Annotated in this window: 15 protein-coding genes; 11 read left to right on the forward strand and 4 right to left on the reverse strand. The window is 74.5% G+C overall.

The genetic code is table 11. The features are described 5' to 3' along the window. Positions 1-114 precede the first annotated feature (114 nt). The 7 genes from ACFYWG_RS16810 to ACFYWG_RS16840 all read left to right on the forward strand — a co-directional run bounded on the left by ACFYWG_RS16810 (position 115) and on the right by ACFYWG_RS16840 (position 13,409). On the forward strand, positions 115-2,646 hold the full coding sequence (locus ACFYWG_RS16810) for a protein kinase (RefSeq protein ID WP_383509058.1): 2,532 nt from the start codon (positions 115-117) through the stop codon (positions 2,644-2,646). A 171-nt stretch (positions 2,647-2,817) separates the two neighbouring features. Beyond that, the gene (locus ACFYWG_RS16815) at positions 2,818-4,737 is read left to right on the forward strand and encodes a serine/threonine-protein kinase (protein ID WP_389202744.1); all 1,920 of its coding nucleotides are present in this window, start codon (positions 2,818-2,820) and stop codon (positions 4,735-4,737) included. Between the two features lie 127 nt (positions 4,738-4,864). Beyond that, positions 4,865-6,046, forward strand: a complete 1,182-nt coding sequence (locus ACFYWG_RS16820; RefSeq protein ID WP_389201950.1) for a serine/threonine-protein kinase — start codon at positions 4,865-4,867, stop codon at positions 6,044-6,046. Between the two features lie 128 nt (positions 6,047-6,174). Next, positions 6,175-7,833 carry a serine/threonine-protein kinase gene (locus ACFYWG_RS16825; RefSeq protein WP_389201952.1) on the forward strand — a complete coding sequence of 553 codons (1,659 nt, stop codon included), beginning with the start codon at positions 6,175-6,177 and terminating at the stop codon, positions 7,831-7,833. 72 nt (positions 7,834-7,905) lie between these two features. Beyond that, on the forward strand, positions 7,906-9,777 hold the full coding sequence (locus ACFYWG_RS16830; RefSeq protein WP_389201954.1) for a serine/threonine-protein kinase: 1,872 nt from the start codon (positions 7,906-7,908) through the stop codon (positions 9,775-9,777). 136 nt (positions 9,778-9,913) lie between these two features. Next, positions 9,914-11,551: a succinic semialdehyde dehydrogenase gene (locus tag ACFYWG_RS16835; protein WP_385421563.1), complete on the forward strand. Its 1,638-nt coding sequence runs from the start codon at positions 9,914-9,916 to the stop codon at positions 11,549-11,551. Positions 11,552-11,621: 70 nt separating this feature from the next. Then, positions 11,622-13,409 carry a GMC family oxidoreductase N-terminal domain-containing protein gene (locus tag ACFYWG_RS16840; protein ID WP_385421561.1) on the forward strand — a complete coding sequence of 596 codons (1,788 nt, stop codon included), beginning with the start codon at positions 11,622-11,624 and terminating at the stop codon, positions 13,407-13,409. A 125-nt stretch (positions 13,410-13,534) separates the two neighbouring features. Here the strand turns inward: ACFYWG_RS16840 and ACFYWG_RS16845 are convergent, their stop codons facing one another. After that, positions 13,535-14,518: an LAETG motif-containing sortase-dependent surface protein gene (locus tag ACFYWG_RS16845; RefSeq protein WP_385421559.1), complete on the reverse strand. Its 984-nt coding sequence runs from the start codon at positions 14,516-14,518 to the stop codon at positions 13,535-13,537. 214 nt (positions 14,519-14,732) lie between these two features. Between ACFYWG_RS16845 and ACFYWG_RS16850 the strand changes: the two genes are divergently transcribed. Then, complete coding sequence (locus tag ACFYWG_RS16850; RefSeq protein WP_383509077.1) at positions 14,733-15,866, forward strand: hypothetical protein; 1,134 nt, start codon at positions 14,733-14,735, stop codon at positions 15,864-15,866. A gap of 545 nt (positions 15,867-16,411) precedes the next feature. Here the strand turns inward: ACFYWG_RS16850 and ACFYWG_RS16855 are convergent. Further along, a complete protein-coding gene (locus ACFYWG_RS16855) occupies positions 16,412-16,693 on the reverse strand; it encodes a chorismate mutase (RefSeq protein WP_376334871.1) in 282 nt (93 codons plus the stop codon). Positions 16,694-17,035: 342 nt separating this feature from the next. Between ACFYWG_RS16855 and guaA the strand changes: the two genes are divergently transcribed. Beyond that, the gene (gene guaA, locus ACFYWG_RS16860) at positions 17,036-18,616 is read left to right on the forward strand and encodes a glutamine-hydrolyzing GMP synthase (RefSeq protein WP_383507987.1); all 1,581 of its coding nucleotides are present in this window, start codon (positions 17,036-17,038) and stop codon (positions 18,614-18,616) included. Positions 18,617-18,640: 24 nt separating this feature from the next. On the opposite strand, the gene ACFYWG_RS16865 is transcribed toward guaA, so the two are convergent. Beyond that, positions 18,641-19,165: a pyridoxamine 5'-phosphate oxidase family protein gene (locus ACFYWG_RS16865; RefSeq protein WP_389201959.1), complete on the reverse strand. Its 525-nt coding sequence runs from the start codon at positions 19,163-19,165 to the stop codon at positions 18,641-18,643. Positions 19,166-19,206: 41 nt separating this feature from the next. Next, on the reverse strand, positions 19,207-19,833 hold the full coding sequence (locus tag ACFYWG_RS16870) for a hypothetical protein (RefSeq protein WP_389201961.1): 627 nt from the start codon (positions 19,831-19,833) through the stop codon (positions 19,207-19,209). Positions 19,834-19,997: 164 nt separating this feature from the next. Here ACFYWG_RS16870 and ACFYWG_RS16875 point away from each other — a divergent pair, with 164 nt between their 5' ends. Together ACFYWG_RS16875 and ACFYWG_RS16880 are read left to right on the forward strand one after the other, a co-directional pair. Continuing rightward, positions 19,998-20,801 carry a class II aldolase/adducin family protein gene (locus ACFYWG_RS16875; RefSeq protein WP_385421550.1) on the forward strand — a complete coding sequence of 268 codons (804 nt, stop codon included), beginning with the start codon at positions 19,998-20,000 and terminating at the stop codon, positions 20,799-20,801. Between the two features lie 204 nt (positions 20,802-21,005). Further along, positions 21,006-22,346 carry a hypothetical protein gene (locus ACFYWG_RS16880; RefSeq protein WP_389201963.1) on the forward strand — a complete coding sequence of 447 codons (1,341 nt, stop codon included), beginning with the start codon at positions 21,006-21,008 and terminating at the stop codon, positions 22,344-22,346. Positions 22,347-22,428: the final 82 nt, after the last annotated feature.

A 22,428-nucleotide genomic window follows, 5' to 3' on the forward strand; every position in this document is an offset into this window, starting at 1 on the left:
CCCCACGCTGCGGGTTGCCTGTGGCACGTATCGTAAATGTTTGCGGACCGTGCGCAGCCGGAACGGACCGTGGGGCGAACGGATGTGACCGACCGGGCTGCCGGGGGAGGCAACGTGGACGACTACGCGGGCCGGGTGCTCGCCGACCGCTACCGCCTGCCGCTGCCGCCCTCCGACGAGTACGAACTCACCGAGACCCGGGCCTTCGACACCTACAGCGGGCAGGAAGTGCTGGTCCGGCAGGTGCCGTTGCCGGAGGTCGTCGAGGCCGAAGTCCTCGACGCGGAAGGGCTGCCCGACGGGTTCACCGCGCGTGACGGCGCGGGGAGGCGGCCCGGGGCGCGGACCGGCACCCGTGGCGGCCGGCGGCCCGCCGACCCGGTGGTGCGGCGCGCGGTCGAAGCGGCCCAGGCGGCGGCGGCCATCCCCGACCATCCCCGGCTCGACCAGGTCTTCGACGTGTTCGCCGAGGGCGGTTCGCTCTGGGTCGTCAGCGAGCTGGTGGAGGCGCGCCCGCTGGCCGCGCTGCTCGCCGAGAAGCCGCTGACGCCGTACCGGGCGGCCGAGGTGGCCTCCGACGTCCTCACGGCGCTGCGGGTGCTGCACGCGCACGGCTGGGTCCACCGGAACATCACCGCGCGCACGGTCCTGGTCTGCGACGACGGCCGGGTCATGCTGACCGGGCTGGCCGTGGGCGCCGCGGAGGAGGCGCTGTGCGGCTACGACCCGGTGCCGGAAGCGGCCCTCGGGGAGCCCGGACAGCGCAGCGGCGGCGCGGAAGCGGTCGACGGCGTCGTCGGACCCGGCGGTTCCGGGCCGGCCCGACCCGGCGACCCGGGTGACCCCGAGGCCGCGCGCAGGGCGGCCATAGAGGCCCGCGAGTCCCGGGGACTGCCCCCGGCCGGGGGCGACGACCGGCCGGGCGGTGGCTCGGTCGTGCCCGCGCGCAGGGCGGAGCAGGACGGCGCGGACCCCAGGGCGGCCCGCGCCGGGGCCATCGCGGCCTACCGGGCCGGCGCCCGGGCCGCGGCACGCGTGCAGGAGGCCCAGCAGGGCGAGCGGGCGGCCCTCCCCGGAGCCCGGCCCGCCCCCGAGGGCGAGACGGCGCCGTACAGCACCGGACCGTCGCCGTTCGGCGGCGGGGCGGGGCCGTCGGCGTACGTCCCCGGGCAGGGCGGCGCTCCCGGCGCGTCACCTCCGGGGCGGATCGCGGACCCCTACGGCGTGGGCGGCAACCCGCGCACCGGCACCGCCTGGCACGGCGCGACGCCCCGCGGCACGGCCGCCCCGCCCGGACGGGACCAGGCCGCGCTGTCCCCGGTGCCCGGCCCCGCCGCCCCGGGCGAGTCCACCCGCTGGGACGACCTCGTCGCCGACACACCCGCCCCCCGGCGCGGCCCCGCCACGGCACTGGCCGCCGAGCGGGCGCGGCAGGCCCGGATGGCGGTGGTCGGGCCGGTGACGGAGCGCTGGGCACCGGAGCAGGCCGGGCCCGTGCACGAGAACTGGCAGCTGGCACCCCCGATCGGCCCGGCGACCGACCTGTGGGCGCTCGGCGCGCTGCTCTTCCGGGCCGTGCAGGGCCATGCGCCCTACCCGGAGGAGTCGACGGCCGAACTGGTGCAGATGGTGTGCGCGGAGCCGCCCGCGTACGCCGAGGAGTGCGGGCCGCTGCGGCCCGTGGTGGAGTCACTGCTGCGTCAGGACCCCACCGAGCGGCTGGACTTCGAGGAGCTGCGCGGCTGGCTGCGCTCCCTGGTGCGGTCGGCGCCCGAGCCGGAGGCCGGTGTGCACGTCGTCCCGGCGCCGCCCGTCGACGCCGGCCGGCTGCCCGTCGTACGCCGCCGGGGCGAGCTGGTGCGCAGGCGCCGGGCCGGGCTCCCGGCCCCTCACGGGCGGCACAAGCGGGCCCGGACGCAGAACCGCTCACCGCACCGCCTCGGCCGCACCCTGCTCCTGCTGGTCCTGCTCGCGATGGCCGCGGCGATCGCCTACGCCATGCTGTTCATGCCCAAGTCGGACACCGAGCAGGGCCGGGGCACGGACCGTACCGGTGCCGCCGGCGAGGCCGGCCGGGCGCCGGAGCCGGACGCGAGCAGCGAGCCCCGGCCCGACCAGACCTCGCCCGGGGCGGGGGAGAGCCCGTCGACGTCGACCGGCTCCAGCGAGACCCAGACCACCGGCCCCGGCGCCGCCGACGGCTTCACCCTGCGCAAGGACCCGTCCGGTTTCCAGGTCGCCGTCGCCGAGGGCTGGGACCGCACTCCGCGCAACGGCGACGGCCAGGTCGTCTACGCCAAGGGCGACTTCCGGCTCCTCGTCGTGCCGGGCCGGGACAGCGCGTCGGAGTACGGCAGCGACCCGATGGCCTACCAGCGCGAGCGGGAGCGCGAGTTGCAGCCCTACCGGGACTCCAGCTGGGCCACCTCCACCGGGCTGAAGCGGATCGACGTGGGCGGACGGACCATGGCGGAGGGGCAGTTCACCTGGACGGGCAACGGCGGGCAGGAGCTGTACGTGCGCAACCTCGCGATGCTGGTCGACGGGCGGTACCACGTGGTGCAGGTGCGCGGGCCCGAGTCGGAGCGGGACGAGGTGACCCGGCTCTTCGAGCAGGCGGCGGCGACGTACCGGGTGACGAAGTGACCCGCTGACCGGCCCGCCGCCCGGGCGGCACTCCGACCACGCAGGTCACTCACCGTCACAAGAGCCGGCAACCGTCACAGTGCGGTCACCGTGGTACCCCGCTTGTTCCCTGCGGATCGGGCGGTCCTTACGCTGACCCTGTCAAGACCATTGCGGGGCAACGTGAATCAGATGCAGGGCCGGCTCGTCGCGGGCCGTTACCGGCTGACCGACACCATCGGCAGTGGCGGCATGGGCCGGGTGTGGCGGGCACACGACGAGGTGCTGCACCGGTCGGTCGCCATCAAGGAACTGACGGCCGCGCTCTACGTCTCCGAGAGCGAGCAGGCGATCCTGCTGGCGCGCACCCGCGCCGAGGCCAGGGCGGCGGCCCGGATCAGCCACACCGCGGTCGTCACCGTGCACGACGTGCTGGAGCACGACGGACGCCCCTGGATCGTGATGGAGCTGGTCGAGGGCCGCTCCCTGGCCGACGCCGTCAAGGAGGACGGCCGCGTCGCACCGCGCGAGGCGGCACGCATCGGCCTGTGGGTGCTGCGGGCCCTGCGCGCCGCGCACACCGCCGGTGTCCTGCACCGCGACGTCAAGCCGGGCAACGTCCTCCTCGGCCGCGACGGACGCGTCCTGCTCACCGACTTCGGCATCGCCCAGATCGAGGGCGACACGACGATCACCCGCACCGGCGAGGTCGTCGGCTCCGTCGACTACCTGGCGCCGGAGCGCGTGCGCGGACAGGATCCGGGGCCCGCCTCGGACCTGTGGGGGCTCGGCGCGACGCTCTACACGGCGGTCGAGGGCCGCTCGCCGTTCCGCCGGACCACACCGCTGACGACGATGCAGGCCGTGGTCGAGGAGGAGGCCGCAGAACTCCGCCACGCCGACGCGCTCGCGCCCGTCATCACCGCCCTGCTGCGCAAGGACCCGGCCGCCAGGCCCCCGCTGCCCGAGGCGGAGCAGATGCTCGCCGAGGCCGCGGAGGGACGCCGGCCGAGCGGGGCGCAGGCGTACGTGCCGACGCAGTACGGCGGGACGGGGACGCCGTACCGGGAGGCCCACAGCGGACACGGCGGACACGGCGGACACGGCGGCAGGGGCCCGGCGGGCGCGGGACCGGGCGGTGCCGGCGCGGGCGGTGCCGGCGCGGGCGGTGCGCCGGCCGGTTCCACCGGGTCGCTTCCGCACGCCCGGGCACCGCTGCCCCCGCAGACCGGCCCCACGACCGGCCGGACGCCGACGACCGGTACGTACATGGCCGGTGGGCCCATGGTGGGTGGGCACATGGCCGGTGCGCACACAGCGGGCCACCACACCACGGGTGCTCCCGGTACGGGTTCGGCGACCATCGGCCGGACCGCGACGGGCCCGACCGCGACGGGCCCGACCGCGACGGGCTCGGCAGCGACGGGCCCGCAGACGTCCGGAAGCCAGGCGTCCGACCGGCCGGGCTTCGGCGGTGGGCGGCGGCGCCGGCTGCGTACGCTCGCCCTCGTCGTCGCGCTCGCGGCCATCATCGGCGGCGGCACCGCGGTCGTGCTCCAGCAGTGGGACCGGGGCCGCGAGGCCACCGGCGCCTCCGGTTCGCCGGACACCGGCGGCACGTCGAAGCCCGGGGGATCCGTCCCGGAGGGCTGGACCCGGCACGACGACCCCGCCGGTTTCAGCCTGTACCTGCCCGAGGGCTGGAAGCGCAAGCCGTTCGGAACGCAGGGCGAGATCAAGCAGATCGACTACACGCCCGACGACGGACGGCACTTCGTCCGGATCGCCGTCGACCCGTCCCCGGACTTCGCCGACCCCTACGCCCACCAGCTCGACCTGGAACAGCAGTTGCAGCGGCTGGTCGACTACACGAGGGTCCGGCTGGAGCGCAACGTCTACCGCGACCGGGAAGGCGCCCTCTGGGAGTACACCTGGACGGCGCTGGCCAAGGACATCAAGTTCCCCGGCCCCCGCCGGGCCGTCGAGCAGACGTACGTGGCCCGGGACGGCACGGAGTACGCCCTCTACATGTCGGCGCCGGCGGCCGACTGGGCCGTCGTGCGCCAGCAGTTCACCTCGATCCTGCAGAGCTGGCAGGAGAAGACCGCCTGACAGCCGGAGACCGCCTGGCAGCCGGAGACCGCCTCACAACCGGCGGGCGCCGGCCGGTGCCGCCTGTTTCGGCCACCCCCGTTCCGGCGTCCCGGAGCGGTTCCGTCCGTTGGGGCATGATGGCCGTATGGGGACCGAGGGGCACAGCAGGCGTGTCATCGCGGGCCGTTACCGGCTCGAGGAGAAGCTCGGGCGCGGAGGCATGGGCGTGGTCTGGCGGGCGACCGACCGGTTGCTCGGCCGGAGCGTGGCCGTCAAGGAACTCCCCTACGACGACACCCTGTCGGCGGCGGAGGCCCGCCGCCAGCGGGACCGTACGCTGCGCGAGGCCAGGGCCGTCGCCCAGTTGAGCCACCCGCACATCATCGTCGTCCACGATGTCGTCGAGGACGACGAGCGGCCCTACATCGTCATGGAGCTGGTCGAGGGCGGCACGCTGGCGGACCGGCTCGCCGGCCAGGGCCCGGTGGACGCCGCCGAGGCCGCGCGCATCGGTGTCGACCTGCTCGGCGCGCTGCGCGCGGCGCACGCCTCAGGGGTGCTGCACCGGGATCTCAAACCGGACAATGTGCTGCTGGAGGCCGGTACCGACCGGGTCGTCCTGACCGACTTCGGCATCGCGCAGGTCCAGGGAGCCCCGACGCTCACCGAGAACGGCTCGTTCGTCGGCTCGCCCGAGTACACCGCCCCCGAGCGGATGTCGGGCGTCAGGACGGGGCCGGAGTCCGACCTGTGGTCGCTGGGCGCGCTGCTGTGCGCGGCGCTGAGCGGGGAGTCGCCGTTCCACCGGGACTCGCTGGGCGGCGTCCTGCACGCGGTGGTGGTCGGTGACATCCGCCCGCCCGCCGAGGCCGGACCGCTCCTGCCCGTCGTGCACGGTCTGCTGGAGCGCGACCCGGACCGGCGGCTGGACGCGGACCGGGCGGAGCGGATGCTGCGTGCCTTCCTGACGACGGGACGCACACCGGCCGCGCCCCCGCCCGGGTACGCGCCGGTGCTGCGGGTCGTCCCCGGCGGCCGGTCTGCCGACGCGACCGCTCCGCCGTCACCGGCGGCGGCGGGGGCGCCGGGGTCCGAACCGCGGGAGGAGACGCGGGAGGAGCCGTTCCTGCGGCAGCCCACCCGGCGGGTGCTCGTCGCCGCGGTGCTGGTCGCGGCGATGGCCGGGGTCGGTGTCTCCGCCGCCGCCTTGCTGCGCAGCGACGGGGACGGGGAGGGCGGCCCCCTGCCGACGAGTTCGGCGCCGCGCACCCCCGCGACCGGATCCGCCTCCCCGACGGGCAGCCACGCGCCCACCGCCGCCCCCTGAGCGCCGGCTGCCGGGCTCCGCACGTCTGCGGAACCCGGACCGCCGGCCGCGCCCCCGACGTCACGGGTTAGTGACCGGCGGCCGCCCCTGGTGGATACGGAAGTGCCCGGCGCGATATGGATGGACCCATGAGCAACAACGGGGGAGCCCGCTCCGGGGCCGACGAGCCGACGAGTTTCGTTCTGCAACCGCCGAACCCGCAGGCGCCGGTGCCGGGCAATCCGTACGCGGCACCGGCCGCGCCGCCCGCCGGTCCTGTACCGCCCCGGCAGCCCGCCGACCCGGCGGAGGAACCCGGCGCGGGGCGGCTCATCGCCGGCCGTTACCGGCTGCTCGGCAAGCTCGGCCACGGCGGCATGGGCACGGTGTGGCGGGCCCAGGACGAGACGGTGGAGCGGGAGGTCGCGGTCAAGGAACCGAGGGTCCCGGAGCACCTTCCCGAGCGCGAACGCGCCAACGCCTTCGAGCGGATGCGCCGCGAGGCCCGCGCCGCGGCCCGGCTCGACCACCCGGCCGTCGTCGACGTGCACGACGTGGCCGTGGTGGACGGCAGACCGTGGATCGTCATGGAGCTGGTGCGGGGCCGCTCGCTGGGCGACGCGCTCCAGGAGGGCACCCTGTCCGCGCGCGAGGCCGCCCGGATCGGCCTGGAGGTGCTCGGCGCCCTGGAGGCCGCGCACGCCGCCGGCATCCTGCACCGGGACGTGAAGCCGGACAACGTCCTGCTCGGCCGTCACGAGCGGGTCGTGCTCACCGACTTCGGCATCGCCCAGATCGAGGGCGAGACCAACCTGACCGACACCGGCGGCTTCGTGGGCTCGCCCGAGTACATCGCCCCGGAGCGGGTGCTCGGCCAGCGCCCGGGGCCGGCCAGTGACCTGTGGTCGCTCGGCGTGGTGCTCTACGCGGCCACCGAGGGCGTCTCGCCGTTCCGCCGCAGCAACACGCCCGCCACCCTCCAGTCCGTCCTCCACGCCACGCCCGCGCCGCCCGCCTCGGCCACCGGCCCGCTCGCCGAGGCCATCGGCGGGCTGCTGCAGAAGGACCCGGCCCACCGCCCGGACGCCGCCCGGGTGCGGGCCCTGCTGCGGGCGGCCGCCGAGCCGCCCGCCCCGCAGCCCACCCAACCCCTCCGGGTCACCGGACCGGCCGACGGACGCCGGGGCGCGCGCATCGGCCGCACGGGCTGGATCGGCCTCGGCGCGGCGGTCGTCGCCGCCGCGGTCACGGCGTACCTGGTGGTCGCCGACCCGTTCGCCGGGCCCCTGCCCGACGGGTGGAAGATCCGCCAGGAGAAGGCGCTCGGCGCGGGGGTGGCAGTGCCGCAGGACTACCAGCGGACCGTGCCCGACGGGGAGTCCGACGACGAGCACTGGGTCAGGTACACCGACTGGAGCGGCAGCATCTGGATCGGCCTCCGCCTCTACAAGAAGGCGGAGGACACCGCCGGCGCCATCGCGGGCTCCGCGGCCGCCGAGATGTACGACGACGACAGCAAGTTCAAGAAGAGCGGCGACTACGACCTGGACATGCCGGAGAACCCGGAGCGGACGAACCCGGTCACCACCACCTACCGGGGCAGGAAGGCCGCCGAGAACACCGTCGTCTACGTCACCGACGACACGCAGGACCCCCGCCCCGTGGAGCTGCGGATCTTCTACTACCGCACCACCGGCGGCGACATGTACAAGCTCACCGTCGGCTATCCCGGCAAGGGCGACTTCACCGACCGGGGCCGACAGGTTGCGGGCGAGGCGATCGAGAACCTGGACCTCAACGGGACCTGAACCGAGGCCTCTTGGGCACCCGTCGGCCTCCCCGCGTCGACAAGTCCCGGGCCCGCGCGGTACTGATGGGGCATGAGCAACGACGGGGGCGGTGCGGACGACGCCCGGGGCCGGCTGGTCGGCGGACGGTACCGGCTGATCGAGCGCATCGGCTCCGGCGCGACCGGCACCGTCTGGCGGGCCCACGACGAGCTCGCCCGGCGTGAAGTCGCGGTGCGGCAGCCCCGGTTGCCCGGAGACCCCGACGACGCGGACCACCGGCGGGCCGCCCACCGGCTGCACCGCGAGGCCCGGGCCGCCGCCCGGGTGGACCACCCCGCCGCCGTCACCATCCACGAGGTGGTCGTCGAACCGGAGCCGCGCGACGAACCCCCGGGGCCCAAAGGGCCCGACGAGCTCGACGCCACCGAGATGCTCGACGGGCTGCCCTGGATCGTCATGGAGTCGGTGCGGGGCGAGCCCCTGCACGAGCGACTGCGCCGCGGCCCGCTCGCACCGGGGGAAGCGGCCCGGATCGGCCTCGCCGTCCTCGGCGCGCTGCACGCCGCGCACTCCGTCGGCATCGTGCACCGGGACGTGAAACCGGCCAACGTCCTGCTCGGCCCGGACGGCCGGGTCGTCCTCACCGACTTCGGCATCGGCCAGCCGCACCCGGGGGAACACGCCGCAGGAGGCGGGGAGTCCGGCGCCGCACCGGAGTTCGTCGCCCCGGAGCGGATGTCGGGACGCGGTGCCGGTCCCGCCTCGGACCTGTGGTCCCTGGGCGCCCTGCTGCACACGGCCGTCGAGGGCTCCTCCCCGTTCCGCCGCGACACCCCCGAGGCGACCCGCGCCGCGGTCCTGGAGTCCCGGCCGCCCGCACCGGAGCGGGCCGGGCCGCTCGGACCGCTCATATCCCGGCTGCTGCGCACGGACCCCGACGAGCGGCCGGACGCCGAAGAGGCCGCCGAGCACCTGGCCGCCGTCGCGGGCCCGCCGGCCGCAGCAGAGGCCGCCGAGCACCTGGCCGCCGTCGCGGGCCCGCCGGCCGCAGCAGAGGCCGCCGAGCACCTGGCCGCCATCGCGGGCCCGTCCGCCGCCGAGCAGCCGACACCGACCGGCGCCCCTGCCGCGGAATCCCTCACGGACCCCACGCCGGAGCAAGCGCCGGCGGGCGACGCGGCCGTGGAAGCACCGGCCGCCGTCCCCGCAGCGCACTCGCCCGGGCCGCCGAGACGGGCCGGCCTCCTCCGCCCCGCCCAACTCGCCCTCCTCGGCGCGCTGCTCGCCGGCGGTATCGGAACGGCCACGCAACTCACCGGCACCAGCAGCGCGGAGACCGGCAACACCGGCACCACCAGCGCGGAGACCAGCCACACCGGCACCGGCGCGGAAACCCGCAACACCGGCAACGGCAACGGCAACGGCAGAGCGAGCGCCGACGCGAGCGCCGACGTGGGCGCCGGCGGCGGGCAGGCCGACGGGCCGGACGCCCGCACCGCCCCCGCCGCCGACTGGATCCCGCACCGCGAGCGGGGCCTCGCGGCCGTGCTCCGGCTCCCGGGCCACTACCGCGCGCTGGACCGCACCGGCAGCACAGGCGACCAACCCCGCGCGGTCCTCTACGGCGACGGGCGCGGCGGCGGCGTCCGGGTGCGGCTCCTGCGCTGGGACCGGTCACCCGGCTCCCCGCTCGACGAGGCCCGCAAGGGCGAAGTCGCCATCGGCGGCCGGGTGCACACCGAGTACCGCCCCACCCGCGTCCAGGGTCACGACGCCGTGCTCGCCGACACCGCCTACACCAGGGACGGAACCCCTCGGCGCCTCCTGCGGCTCCTGGTCCGCACCGGCGGCGACCGCCTGTACGAGCTGCGCGTCGACATGGCCCGGGGCACACCGGAGGAGCGGGAGGGCACCGGGGTGTTCGAGGGGGCCCGGGACGGCCTCGAGTTCGCACAGGACTGAGAAATCGCCGCCGGCCGCCGCCGAGGCCCTGATCAGGGCGTTTGTTGCCAGCAGTCACTGGCAGCGTGTGTGCAGTCGGTGAAGCCGTATTACCGACGGGTACCCAAAGGCTCCGCCGCGGCATACCCTGCGGCTCATGACGGACGCGCAGGCCGCCGAGACGACGGCGGAGACCGGCACGGCTCAGGCCGGCACGAACCCCCTCGCCCCCGCTCCGGAGGGCGCCCGCACCGCCGCCGACGTGGTCACCCCCGAGCTGGTCGCCCAGCTCACCAAGGGTGTGGCCGGTTCGGGCCGGACGGCCAACCACACGCCCTTCACCGGCGAGAAGCTCGCCGACCTGCCCGAGTCGACGCCCGAGGACGTGGCGCAGGCCTTCGCGGTGGCCCGGGCCGCCCAGGCCGTGTGGGCGCGGATCCCGGTACGCCGGCGCGCCGCCGTCCTGCTCCGCTTCCACGACCTGGTGCTGGAGCGTCAGGCCGAGGTGCTCGACCTGATCCAGCTGGAGACCGGCAAGGCCCGGCTGCACGCCCACGAGGAGGTCCAGGCCGTCGCGGTCGCCGCCCGGCACTACGGCCGCAAGGCCCCCGCCTACCTCGGGCCCAAGCGGCACACCGGTGCCGTGCCGACCCTCACCAAGGTCACCGAGCTGCGCCACCCGCGCGGGGTCGTCGGCCAGATCGCCCCCTGGAACTACCCGTTGGAACTGTCGGTCGGCGACGCGCTCCCGGCGTTCGCCGCGGGCAACGCGGTGGTCATGAAGCCGGACACCGAGACCTGCCTGACCGCCCTGTGGGCCCGCGACCTGCTGATCGAGGCCGGACTGCCCGCCGACGTCTTCCAGGTCGTCCTCGGCGACGGCCCGGTCGTCGGCCCCGAGGTCGTCCGCCACGCCGACTACGTCTCCTTCACGGGCTCCACCCGCACCGGCCGCGAGGTCGCCCGGGGCGCCGCCGCCCGGCTGGTCGGCGTCTCCCTCGAACTCGGCGGCAAGAACGCCATGCTGGTCCTGGAGGACGCCGACATCGAGAAGGCCGCGGCCGGAGCCGTGCGTGCCTGCTTCTCCTCGGCGGGCCAGCTCTGCATCTCCATCGAGCGGCTCTACGTCCACGAGTCGATCGCGGACGCCTTCCTGGAGCGGTTCGCCGCCCGCACCAGGGCCATGCGCCTGGGCACATCGCTGGCGTACGGCGCCGACATGGGGTCCCTGGTCGGCGAACGCCAGCTGGAGACCGTCACCCGGCACGTCGAGGAGGCCGTCGCCAAGGGCGCCCAGGTCCTCGCGGGCGGTGTGGCGCGCCCCGACATCGGCCCCTACTTCTTCGAGCCGACGATCCTCGACGGCGTCGCCGCGGACATGTCCGTGTGCGCCGAGGAGACCTTCGGGCCGGTCGTCTCGGTCTACCGCTTCACGGACGAGGACGAGGCGATCGAGCGCGCCAACGCCACGGCGTACGGCCTGAACTCCTCGGTCTGGACGAAGAACGCCCGCCGCGGCCGGGAGGTCGCCGCCCGCCTGCGCACCGGCACGGTCAACATCAACGAGGGCTACGCGCCCGCCTACGGCAGCGTCCAGTCGCCCATGGGCGGCATGAAGGACTCCGGACTCGGCCGCCGCCACGGCTCCGAGGGCATCCTCAAGTACACCGAGGCCCAGACGGTCGCCCACCAGCGGGTGCTGCCCATGGCCCCCTCGCTGGGCATGGACGACGAGGCGTACGCCCGGTTCATGAGCCGGAGCCTGCGCCTGATGAAGGCGCTGCGCCTGCGCTGACGCCCCCGCGCGCGGGCAGCCGCGCGCTCCACCCCGACGGCCCGCACGCGACACTCGACGAGGAGAACACGTGCCTCAGGACGCTTACGACTACGACGTCATCGTGGTCGGTTCCGGCTTCGGCGGCTCCGTGACCGCCCTGCGCCTCACCGAGAAGGGCTACCGCGTGGGCGTCCTGGAGGCCGGCCGCCGCTTCACCCGCGAGACCCTGCCCCGGAACTCCTGGGACCTGAAGAACTACCTCTGGGCCCCCCGGCTCGGCATGTACGGCATCCAGCGCATCCACCTGCTGGGCAACGTCATGGTGCTGGCGGGAGCGGGCGTCGGCGGCGGCTCGCTCAACTACGCCAACACGCTCTACGTGCCGCCGGCGCCGTTCTTCGAGGACCCCCAGTGGCGTGACATCACCGACTGGCAGGACGAACTCGCGCCCTACTACGACCAGGCCCGCCGGATGCTGGGCGTCCGCCTCAACCCCACCATGACACCGTCCGACGTGCACCTGAAGGCGGCGGCGGAGAAGATGGGCTGCGGCGACACCTTCCACCTCGCCCCGGTCGGCGTCTTCTTCGGCGACGGCGAGGACGCGGACGGCACGGTGAAGGCGAAGCCGGGCGAGGAGGTGCCCGACCCGTACTTCGGCGGCGCGGGCCCGTCCCGCAAGGCGTGCGCGGAGTGCGGCGAGTGCATGACCGGCTGCCGGCATGGCGCGAAGAACACCCTCAACGAGAACTACCTGCACCTCGCCGAGAAGGCCGGAGCGGTCGTCCACCCCCTGACGACGGTCGTGTCCGTCACCGACGACTCGCGGGGCGGCTACGCCGTCGCCACCCTGCCCACCGACGGCGGCCGCAAGGCGAAGGGCCGCACCTACACCGCCCGCAAGGTCGTCCTCGCCGCCGGAACCTACGGCACCCAGACCCTGCTGCACCGCATGAAGGCCGACGGCCGGCTGCCCCGCCTGTCGGCCCGGCTGGGCGAACTCACCCGCACCAACTCCGAGGCCCTGGTCGGCGCGCAGACCGACGACCGGCGCTACCGCAAGGCCCACGGCGCGCCCCGCGCCGACTTCACCCGCGGCGTCGCCATCACGTCCTCGATCCACCCGGACGCCAGCACCCACATCGAACCGGTCCGCTACGGCAAGGGCTCCAACTCGATGGGCAGCCTGTCCATCCTCCAAGTGCCCTACGCCGGGCGGAACTCGGGCACCTCGCGGGTGCTCGGCTTCGTCGCCCACGCGGCCCGGCATCCGCTGCAGACCCTGCGTTCGCTGTCCAACCGCCGCTGGTCGGAGCGGACCATCATCGGCCTGGTGATGCAGTCGCTCGACAACTCCCTGACGACGTACCTGAAGCCGTCGGGTGTCGGCCGCGGGCTGCTCACCGCCCGCCAGGGCCACGGATCCCCCAACCCCAAGCAGATCAAGGCGGCGACCGAGGGCGCCTCGGCCCTGGCCGCCGAGATCAACGGTTTCGCCGGCTCCAACGTCGGCGAACTGATGGGCACGCCGCTCACGGCCCACTTCCTGGGCGGCTGCCCCATCGGCGACTCGCCCGAGACCGGCGTGATCGACCCCTACCACCGCCTGTACGGGCACGCCGGCATCTCCGTGGTCGACGGCGCCGCGGTCTCCGCCAACCTGGGCGTCAACCCGTCCCTGACCATCACCGCGCAGGCGGAACGGGCGATGTCGTTCTGGCCCAACAAGGGCGAGCCCGACCCTCGTCCCGAGCAGGGCGCGGCGTACACGCGGCTGCAGCCGGTCGCACCCACGTCCCCGGCGGTCCCGGCGGAGGCGTTCGGCGCGCTGCGGCTGCCGTTCCTGGGGATGCCGGCGGTGCCGCCCAAGAAGTGAGGCCACCGGGCGCCGGGCGGCAGCCCGGGGCCCGGCCGGCGCGGCGGCAACGGAAGAGGGACCTGCACCCCCCTCCGAGCGCAGGTCACTCTTCCGTTCGCTTGCGGCGCGGCGGCCGCTGCGGATTACGCCTCCGCGCCGGCCTTGCGGCGACGGACGACGAAGATCGCACCGGCACCGGCGACGACCGCGGCACCGCCGACGAGGCTGATCATCGGCAGGGCGGAGCTGGAGCCGGTCTCGGCGAGGCTGCCGGTGACCTCCGGCGTGGTGCCGCTCGGCTTCTCGTCGGTGACGGGCGCCTTGCCGCCTTCCTGCGGCTTGGTGCCGTCGGTGTCCGTACCGGCGGAGACGATCTGGAACTTGTACGACACGTCGCCGAAGCCGGTGCACTCGGCGTCGTCGTCACCGTAGATCGTCGCGCCGAGCGAGAAGCCGGCGCCGACCGGGGCGGACTTGCTGACGTTGAGGCGCAGCGGGATGTCGACCTCGTAGCCGGGCTTCAGCTCGTCGGTGTAGCCGACGTAACCGACCGCGAAGCCGCCCTCGTTCAGGTCGGTCCAGACCTCGGCGTCCGGGTCCCAGGCCTGGAGCTGGACCTGCTTGCTGGTGAACAGTTCCTCGCCGAACTCGTCGGGGGAGGCCCCGGCGAAGAAGTCGAGGTCGTTCAGCGTGGAGTCGGAGTCGTTCAGCACGTTCAGGGAGAACTTGTGCCAGCCGCTGCCCGCGGCGATCTTGCCGGGCAGGCCGGAGATGCTGACGTCGACCTTGGTGTCCTCGCACACCGAGGGCTCGGGCTCGGGGGACTCCGACTGCTCCGGCGCGGAGGTGCTCGGGGCCGGGGAGGAGGCGCTCGTGGACGCGCTCGGCGAGGTGGACGTCTCCGGAGCGGAGGAGCTCGCGGACGTGCTCGGAGCCGGGGTGGTCTCGGCGGGCTTGGACTCGGTGGCCGACGGCGAGGCGGACGTCTCGGGAGCGGACTCGCTCACCGAGGCGCTCGGCGTGGGCGTGGTTTCGTCGGACGCGTAGGCGGCCGGTGCCGCGAGCAGTGCCACCGGGGCTATGACCGCGGTTGCGGCCGCTGCTGCCATGGCGCGGCGAAGCTTCATGAAGACCTCGGAGAGTCCGGCGTACCGCGGGCTGCGGTACGAACGTTGGGGGAGGCCTCCGCGTGTGGGGCGCGGGAGTGGCCCTTGGTTCGCCAGGTTTGATTCGTGGAGCCTGTGAATGGTTGTGCGGGTCCTCACGAAATTCTTATGTGCGCTGCGTCACAGGCGGCACTGTCTTGTGAAGCCGCTGCTCACCCGATTAGATCTTGGGCTCGTGTCTGAGAAGCCGTCCGACGACCGGTCGCCGGACCCGGAGATCCCCGACGACGTCTGGGAGCAGTTCGCCCGCGACACCGAGCGGGACATCCGTTCCTCCGCCCCGAAGGAGCCGTCCGCGCGGGCGCGCCGGGTGGCCGGGAGGCTGCGCGAGCAGGACGCCCGGGGCGAGACGCCTCCCGGGTGGCGCACCGGGCCGGACCCGGGAGCCGGCCGGCGTGCGGGCCGGCGCCGCACGCTGTGGGCGGTCACCGGCGTGCTCGTGGCCGCGGCCGTGGCACTGGTCGCCCTCAAGCCGTCGCTGCTGCCGGGGGACCCCTTCGGCACCGGGGGCTCCCCCGCCGCCCGGTCCGCGCCGCTGCCCGCCGAGACGGCTGCGCCCAGCGCCGCACCCGGTGCGGCGGACGCGCGACGGCCCACGCTGGACGAGCCGTTCGCCGGTTCCCCGGCCCTGCGCTGGGCCGACGGCGAGGCCGGCATCGTGCTGCCCGAGGCGAAGGCCGTGGGCGCGGTCTCCGCGGCCCGCGTGGAACAGGCCCTGAAACTGACCAGGAAGCTGCTGGTGGGGACCAACCTCGATGCCAGGACGGTCCGCGGAGGCCGGCCCGAGGCCGCCTTCGCCGTCCTCGACCCCGAGCAGCCGGAGTTGTTCGACGACCTGAACACCGCCCTGCGCTCCCCGAGCGCCGAGGACGACCCGGTGACCCTGTTCAGCCGCTTCGACCCCCGCGAGGTGCGGCCCGCCGGTGACGTGGTCAAGACCCGCGGCCGCATGACGACCGGGAAGGGCCGGCACGGGGGAGTGGCGGTGCACGCCGACTACACCTTCGTCTACCCCGTCGTCCGGGCGGACGGCCGCACCGAGGTCGCCCGGACCATCGTGCGCCGCGTCCTCGACGTCGAACTCCCCGATCCGGCCCGCTACCGGGTCACCCCGGGCCGGCTGCTGCTGCTGAAGTACGACCAGGAGATCGGCAACTCCTCCTGCGACGTCCACGACGGCTACCTGCACCCGGAGTTCCCCTCGACCACCACGGCGGGCGCGGCGCCGAGCGGGCCCGCGGTCGACCCGTACGACCGGAGCCGGCCCCTCGACCCCGGCAGCGCCTGCGGGACGGTGACCCGCACCTGAGGTGAGGGGGCGCGGTTGGCGAGGGACAGAACCGAGGGGGACAGGGCGAAGGGCCCCGCGGGGTGGGGCCGCGGGGCCCTTCCTCTCGTCAGCACCGGCGTCAGGGCAGCGCCGGTGCCCGGAAGCGGCGCCGGGGGGTGGCGCCGCTGGTCTCGGCCTGTGGCAGTGGGGCAACGCGCTGGTCCGCGCCGGGACGTGGACGCATCGTGCTGGAGCAACGCGGTGCCCGCAACGGCTCGGCACAGGCTTGTGCAAGGTGCAAGGTGCAAGGTGCAAGGTCCGTCGGCCGGCCCCGGGCGTCCCCGGAGCCGGCCGTTCTCTTGGGTGACCGGGCTGCTGTCCCCTGCCGTCCGGTCACTTCCCTGGGGCGAGGTCCCACGACGCACGGCACGATCCGTGCGTCTCATCGCCCCAGTGAGCCACGCGTGGTTCTTTCGGGCCCGCGCCTGGCTGGCGCGGACACCGGGACCAACGACGCCGGGCGGAACCCGGTCACGCGCCGTACGGGTGAGAGCCATGCGCACGTCTGTCCCCAGAACGCGGATTCAGATCTTGCCGCGGCACAGCTCCAGCAGCGTCATCGCGAGGGCCGTGCCCGGCTTGCCCAGCGCCTGCCGGTAGTGGCCGAGGACCTCCATCTCGCGGGAGAGGTTCACCCGCCGGCCGCCCGAGGAGATCCGGGCCTGCTGGATCACGGAGGAGACGGCCACCCGTTCCTGGATGAGGCCGATGATCCGGTCGTCGAGCGCGTCGATGCGCTCCCGGGCGCCGGTGATCACGTCGGCGGCCTCGGGGGTACGGGCGCCGGTCACGTCGGTGGCGGTCATGGAGGGGGCTCCTCGTCGTCGGGGGCCGCCCCGGGGCGACAGGGCCCGGACGACGACAGGCGCCCCGGGCCTTGTCGGCCCGGGGCGCCTGGGAAGTCGCTTGTCAGTTGCTCAAGCAGCACGACCGTGGCAGCCGGCGGGCCGGATGCCATAGGTAAAGCGGAAGGTCGGGTGCGTGAGCATGCCGCCAGTATGCCCGCGCACCCGGCGGCGGCCAAACGGGTTCGCATGGTGAGATGCCGGGCCGGGAACCGGGACGGCCCGCGGGCGGGACACCGTACGCGAGCACCTCGGTAGAATCAGGTGGCACAAGACCCCCGCCCCACCGCCGGAAGGCACCTCGTGTCATCAGCGTCTCCCGCTGCCAGCGCCGCCGACACCGTTCTGGTCGTCGACTTCGGCGCGCAGTACGCCCAGCTCATCGCCCGTCGCGTCCGCGAGGCGCGGGTCTACAGCGAGATCGTGCCGAGCACCATGCCGGTCCAGGAGATCCTCGCCAAGAACCCCGCGGCGATCATCCTGTCCGGCGGCCCCTCGTCGGTCTACGAGGAGGGCGCTCCGCAACTCGACGGCGCGCTCTTCGAGGCCGGCGTCCCCGTCTTCGGCATGTGCTACGGCTTCCAGCTGATGGCGCAGACCCTCGGCGGCACCGTCGACAACACCGGCGCCCGTGAGTACGGCCGCACCGACCTGCACGTGTCCAAGGTCTCCTCCACCCTCTTCGAGGGCACCCCCGCCGAACAGGCCGTCTGGATGTCGCACGGCGACGCCTGCTCCGCCGCCCCCGAGGGCTTCTCCGTCACGGCCTCCACGGACGTCGTCCCGGTCGCCGCCTTCGAGAACGACGAGAAGAAGCTCTACGGCGTCCAGTACCACCCTGAGGTGATGCACTCCACGCACGGGCAGCAGGTGCTGGAGCACTTCCTCTACCGGGGCGCGGGCCTCACCCCGTCCTGGACCACGGGCAACGTGATCGAGGAGCAGGTCGAGGCGATCCGCGAGCAGGTCGGCGACAAGCGCGCCATCTGCGGCCTGTCCGGCGGTGTCGACTCCGCGGTCGCCGCGGCCCTCGTGCAGAAGGCCATCGGCTCCCAGCTGACCTGCGTGTACGTCGACCACGGCCTGATGCGCAAGGGCGAGACCGAGCAGGTCGAGAAGGACTTCGTCGCCGCGACCGGCGTGCAGCTGAAGGTCGTGGACGCCGAGGAGCGCTTCCTCAAGGCGCTGGCCGGAGTGTCCGACCCCGAGGAGAAGCGGAAGATCATCGGCCGCGAGTTCATCCGGGTCTTCGAGCAGGCCCAGGCCGAGATCATCGCCGACGAGGGCCCGGCCGTGGAGTTCCTGGTCCAGGGCACCCTCTACCCGGACGTCGTCGAGTCCGGCGGCGGCACCGGCACCGCGAACATCAAGTCCCACCACAACGTGGGCGGCCTGCCCGAGGACCTCGAGTTCCAGCTGATCGAGCCGCTGCGCAAGCTGTTCAAGGACGAGGTCCGCATGGTCGGCCAGGAGCTCGGCCTGCCGGAGGAGATCGTCCAGCGCCAGCCGTTCCCCGGCCCCGGCCTCGGCATCCGCATCGTCGGCGAGGTCACCAAGGAGCGCCTGGACCTGCTGCGCGAGGCCGACGCCATCGCCCGCGAGGAGCTCACGGCGGCCGGCCTCGACCGGGACATCTGGCAGTGCCCGGTGGTCCTGCTCGCGGACGTCCGCAGCGTCGGCGTCCAGGGCGACGGCCGCACCTACGGCCACCCGATCGTGCTGCGCCCCGTCTCCTCCGAGGACGCCATGACGGCCGACTGGTCGCGCCTGCCGTACGAGGTCCTCGCCCGGATCTCCACGCGGATCACCAACGAGGTCAGGGACGTCAACCGCGTCGTGCTCGACGTCACGTCGAAGCCGCCGGGCACCATCGAGTGGGAGTAGGCCCCGGGCGCGCCTGATCAGGCCCTAGGTTCGCTTGATCAGGCGCAGGGGCTCGCCGGGCTTCCACGTCTGGACGACCAGGTACGTGTCGTCCTCGACGCAGGTGCGCACGACCTCCGTCAGCTCGGTGCGGAAGAGGTGGAACGGCTCCGGCGGTTCCACCTCTTCGACGTATCCGGCCTTCGCCTCCCCGTCGCCCACCTCGACCGCCCGTCCGCTGATCCGGACGTCGCCGCCGCCCATGCCCGTGCCCTCGCCCGGGTTGGCCTGGAGCGCGAAGCGCGGGTCGCGGCGCAGGTCGAGGGCCTTCAGCGATCCGGGCATCATGCCGAGCCACAGCTCGCCGTTCAGGAAGCGGACCTCCAGGCCGCTGGTGCGCGGCGAACCGTCCTTGCGCAGGGTGGCGAGGACGTGGTGGGTGTGGGCGGCGAAGCGCTCCTCGACCGTCCGGGCGAGGGCGGGCTCGGCGGCGGCGAAGGCGGCCCAGTTCGCCGCACGGGTGCGGTGGGTGCGGTGCGGCGGCCGCGGCGGCTGTTCGGTACGGCTCATGCAGCCGAGTGTGCCGCCGAAACCCGACACCTTCTGTCCGGTTACGCCGCGTGCCGCACCGGGCGCACGAACCGCTCCCGCCCCGCCTCGTCCCGTACGGGCGTGCACCCGGCGGCCACCAGCCGCTCGGCCAGCTTCGCGCGCCGGACCGTGTTGATCCGCAGCGCGCCCAGCAGGAACGCCGGGGTCAGCACGGCGAGCGGGAGGAGGACGGCGTACTTGCCGGTCACCACGGCCAGCAGCAGGAACAGCGCGGGTCCCGCCCAGGCCATGGCCAGCAGCTGCCTGCGGTCGGCGGCGGCGCCGGCCGCGTCGTACCGGATGAGCGTGGTGACCAGGTCGACGTCCGCCTGCGCCTCGGGGACCGGGGTGAGCGAACCGAGGTGCATGCCCGGCGCCGGACGCCCGGGGCCGGGGTCGGGGAAGGCCGCCCGGCAGACCGCCGCGCGCTGCTGCGCCGCGGGGTCGGTGTCCCGGACCAGCTGGATGTGCGCCATCTTCTGCTTGCCGACCAGGCGCACGCCGGCGTACCGGAAGCCGTAGCACTCCGCGATGTAGGTGAGCGCGCCGAACGTCCGCCACTCGGCGAACGGGTGGATTATCTCGATCATGTCCTGGGTCGCGATCTGCCGCATGAGGGCCGCGATCTGGCGGTCGGCGAGGCTCAAGGTCACTCCTGGCTGAAAAGCGCTGCTGCACTGCTGATTCCGCACACCAGACCCCTCAACCGCCCCAAGGGTTGCCCTCCGGTTCTTTACGGAACAGAGCTGTCGCCCCGGACCGGCCGGCGGTAACTTCGCGCCCCGTGAACCAACGCAGTGCTGGAGGACACATGCACGGGACGCCCGGGTCCACCCCGCCCCGGCCGGTTCCCACGGACCGGCTCCAGTTCTCGATGCCGCCGATGCACGAATCGGTCGAGGACGAACGCCGGCACCGCAAGGAACGGCTCGCGGGCGCCCTGCGGCTCTTCGGGCGGCTCGGCTACGAGGACGGTGTCTCCGGGCACATCACCGCACGCGACCCGGAGTACAGCGACTGCTTCTGGGTCAACCCGTTCGGCATGCCGTTCCGGCACGTCACCGTGGGCGACCTGGTGCTGGCCAACGAGGACGGCCAGGTCGTCGAGGGCCGCTACCACGTCAACCAGGCGGCGTTCACCGTGCACGCCCAGGTGCACGCGGCCCGGCCCGACGTGGTCGCCGTCGCCCACTGCCACTCGGTGCACGGCCGGGCCCTGGCGGCCCTGGGCGAGCTGCTGGAGCCCCTCACCCAGGAGAGCTGCGCCTTCTACGAGGATCACACGCTGTACGACTCCTACACGGGCGTCGCGGTCGACGCCGAGGAGGGGCGCCGCATCGCCGCCGCGCTCGGCTCCCGCAAGGCGCTGGTGCTGCGCAACCACGGGCTGCTGACCGTCGGCGACTCGGTGGACGCGGCGGCCTGGTGGTTCGTGTCGATGGAGCGCTCCTGCCAGGTGCAGCTGACCGCGAAGGCGGCCGGGCGCCCGGTGCGCATCGACCACCGCATGGCGGTGGCCACCCGCGAGCAGCTCGGCGGCGACCTCGTGGCGTGGATCAACTACCAGCCGATGTGGCGCGACATCAGCCGCAGCGAACCGGACCTGCTGGACTGACGCGCCGGGCGACGTCCGCATACGCGCCGCGCGCGGCCGGGGTCAACACCGTACGCCGAACTTCACCCGTGTGATCGGACTGAACCGGCGCGGACCGGGTGGTGTAGGGCACAATTCGCTCTCGTCGCAGGGCAGTTGCACAGCGGTGTTTCCGGGGTCCGGAAGGCCGGCGGTGGCGGGATCGCGGGAAGGCGGGCGTCGGGCGTGGCGGTGCAAGGGGCGAGGCAGGGCGGCCCGGACACGGGCGGGTACGCGGGTGCGTACGCCGGTTCTCACACAGCCGGGGGCCCGGGCGGGCCCGGGACCGCCCATGGCGGCGGGTGCGCCTGCGGGGACTGCCCGCACGGGGCGCGCGAGGGGCACCGGAGGGCCGTCGCCGCCTTCCTGACCACACGGGACGAGTTCGCGGCCGGACGGGGGCTGCCGGCCGCGGTCGCCCACTCGGCGTCGGCCTCGCGCCAGTGGGTGTCCGAGGAACTCGCCCAGTCCGCGGAGCTGGTGGCCGAGCGGGGACGGGCCGAGGGGCAGGCGTGGCTGGCGGGCCTGTGGCGCCGCACCACCGCCGTGGTCGGGGCGGCCGTCGTGGCGCTGCTGCTCACGCAGGCCCTCACCGCGGTCGGCGCGGGCTGGACGCCGGCCCGCACGGCCGGGCTGGCCGCCGCGCTGGTGGTGGCCGCGGCGCTGACGGCCGCGTCGTGGTTCCACCGCGCCAGGGGCGGTGTCCTCGCCCCCGTCATCGGCGAGGACAACCGGCTCTCCACCTCCCGGACCGTCGCCGCCGCGTGGGTGCTGTTCACGGCCTACGCGGTGCTCGTGCTCGCCGGGCGACTCGCGGCGGCCTCCCGGCACGCGGAGCGGGACGCGCTGATCGCCGGGCTGGACCTGGCCCGCGGCGCCGGGGTCGTGACCGTCCTCGCCGTGGTGTGCGGGGTCGCCGTGCTCGTGCGGCGCGTGGTCGGGCTGCGGGTGCTGGGGCAACGGCTGCAGAAGGTCCGCGCCGACCGGCCGCGCGCGGCCGACCTGCTGACCGACGACGCCGGCCGGGGCGCCTTCACCGACCTGCAGTACGTCGTGATCAGCGCGGTCGCCCTGGTCTTCGCCGCGGTACGGCTGGCCAGGCGCCCCGACCAGCTGCCCGACCTGCCGTGGGGCCTGGCGGTGGTCGTGCTCGTGTCGGCGGCGACGTACCTGGCCGGGAAGTACGCCGAGGGCGGCAGACCCGTCGTCTCCTCCGTGGTCCGCGCCCGGGAGGCGGGCGACCTGGACGGCCCGATCCGCACGGGGGACGACATCGAGATCCGGGGCGCCGGATTCGTGCCGCCGGGGGCGCAGGGCGCCGCCCGGCTGGCCCGGATGGTCGTACGGGTGGGCGCCGTGCACGTCCACGTCCCCCTGGTGCCGGTGCCGGGCGGCTTCCGCAATCCGACCGACACGCTCCTGACCGTGCCGGTGCCCGCGGAGGTCGAACCGGGCCGGGTGGAGGTGCAGGTCGTCACGGCGGCGGGCGTGGAGACGAACCGCTACGCCATCGACGTGACGGAGTGACCCCGCCGCGGGCCGGCGAGGGGCGGGCGGGCCGCTGCCCCTTGCTTCTGCGGTCGCGGAAAAATCCGGCCACGCGGGGTTG

This window comes from Streptomyces sp. NPDC003456 (assembly GCF_042878735.1).
GTDB lineage: Bacteria > Actinomycetota > Actinomycetes > Streptomycetales > Streptomycetaceae > Streptomyces.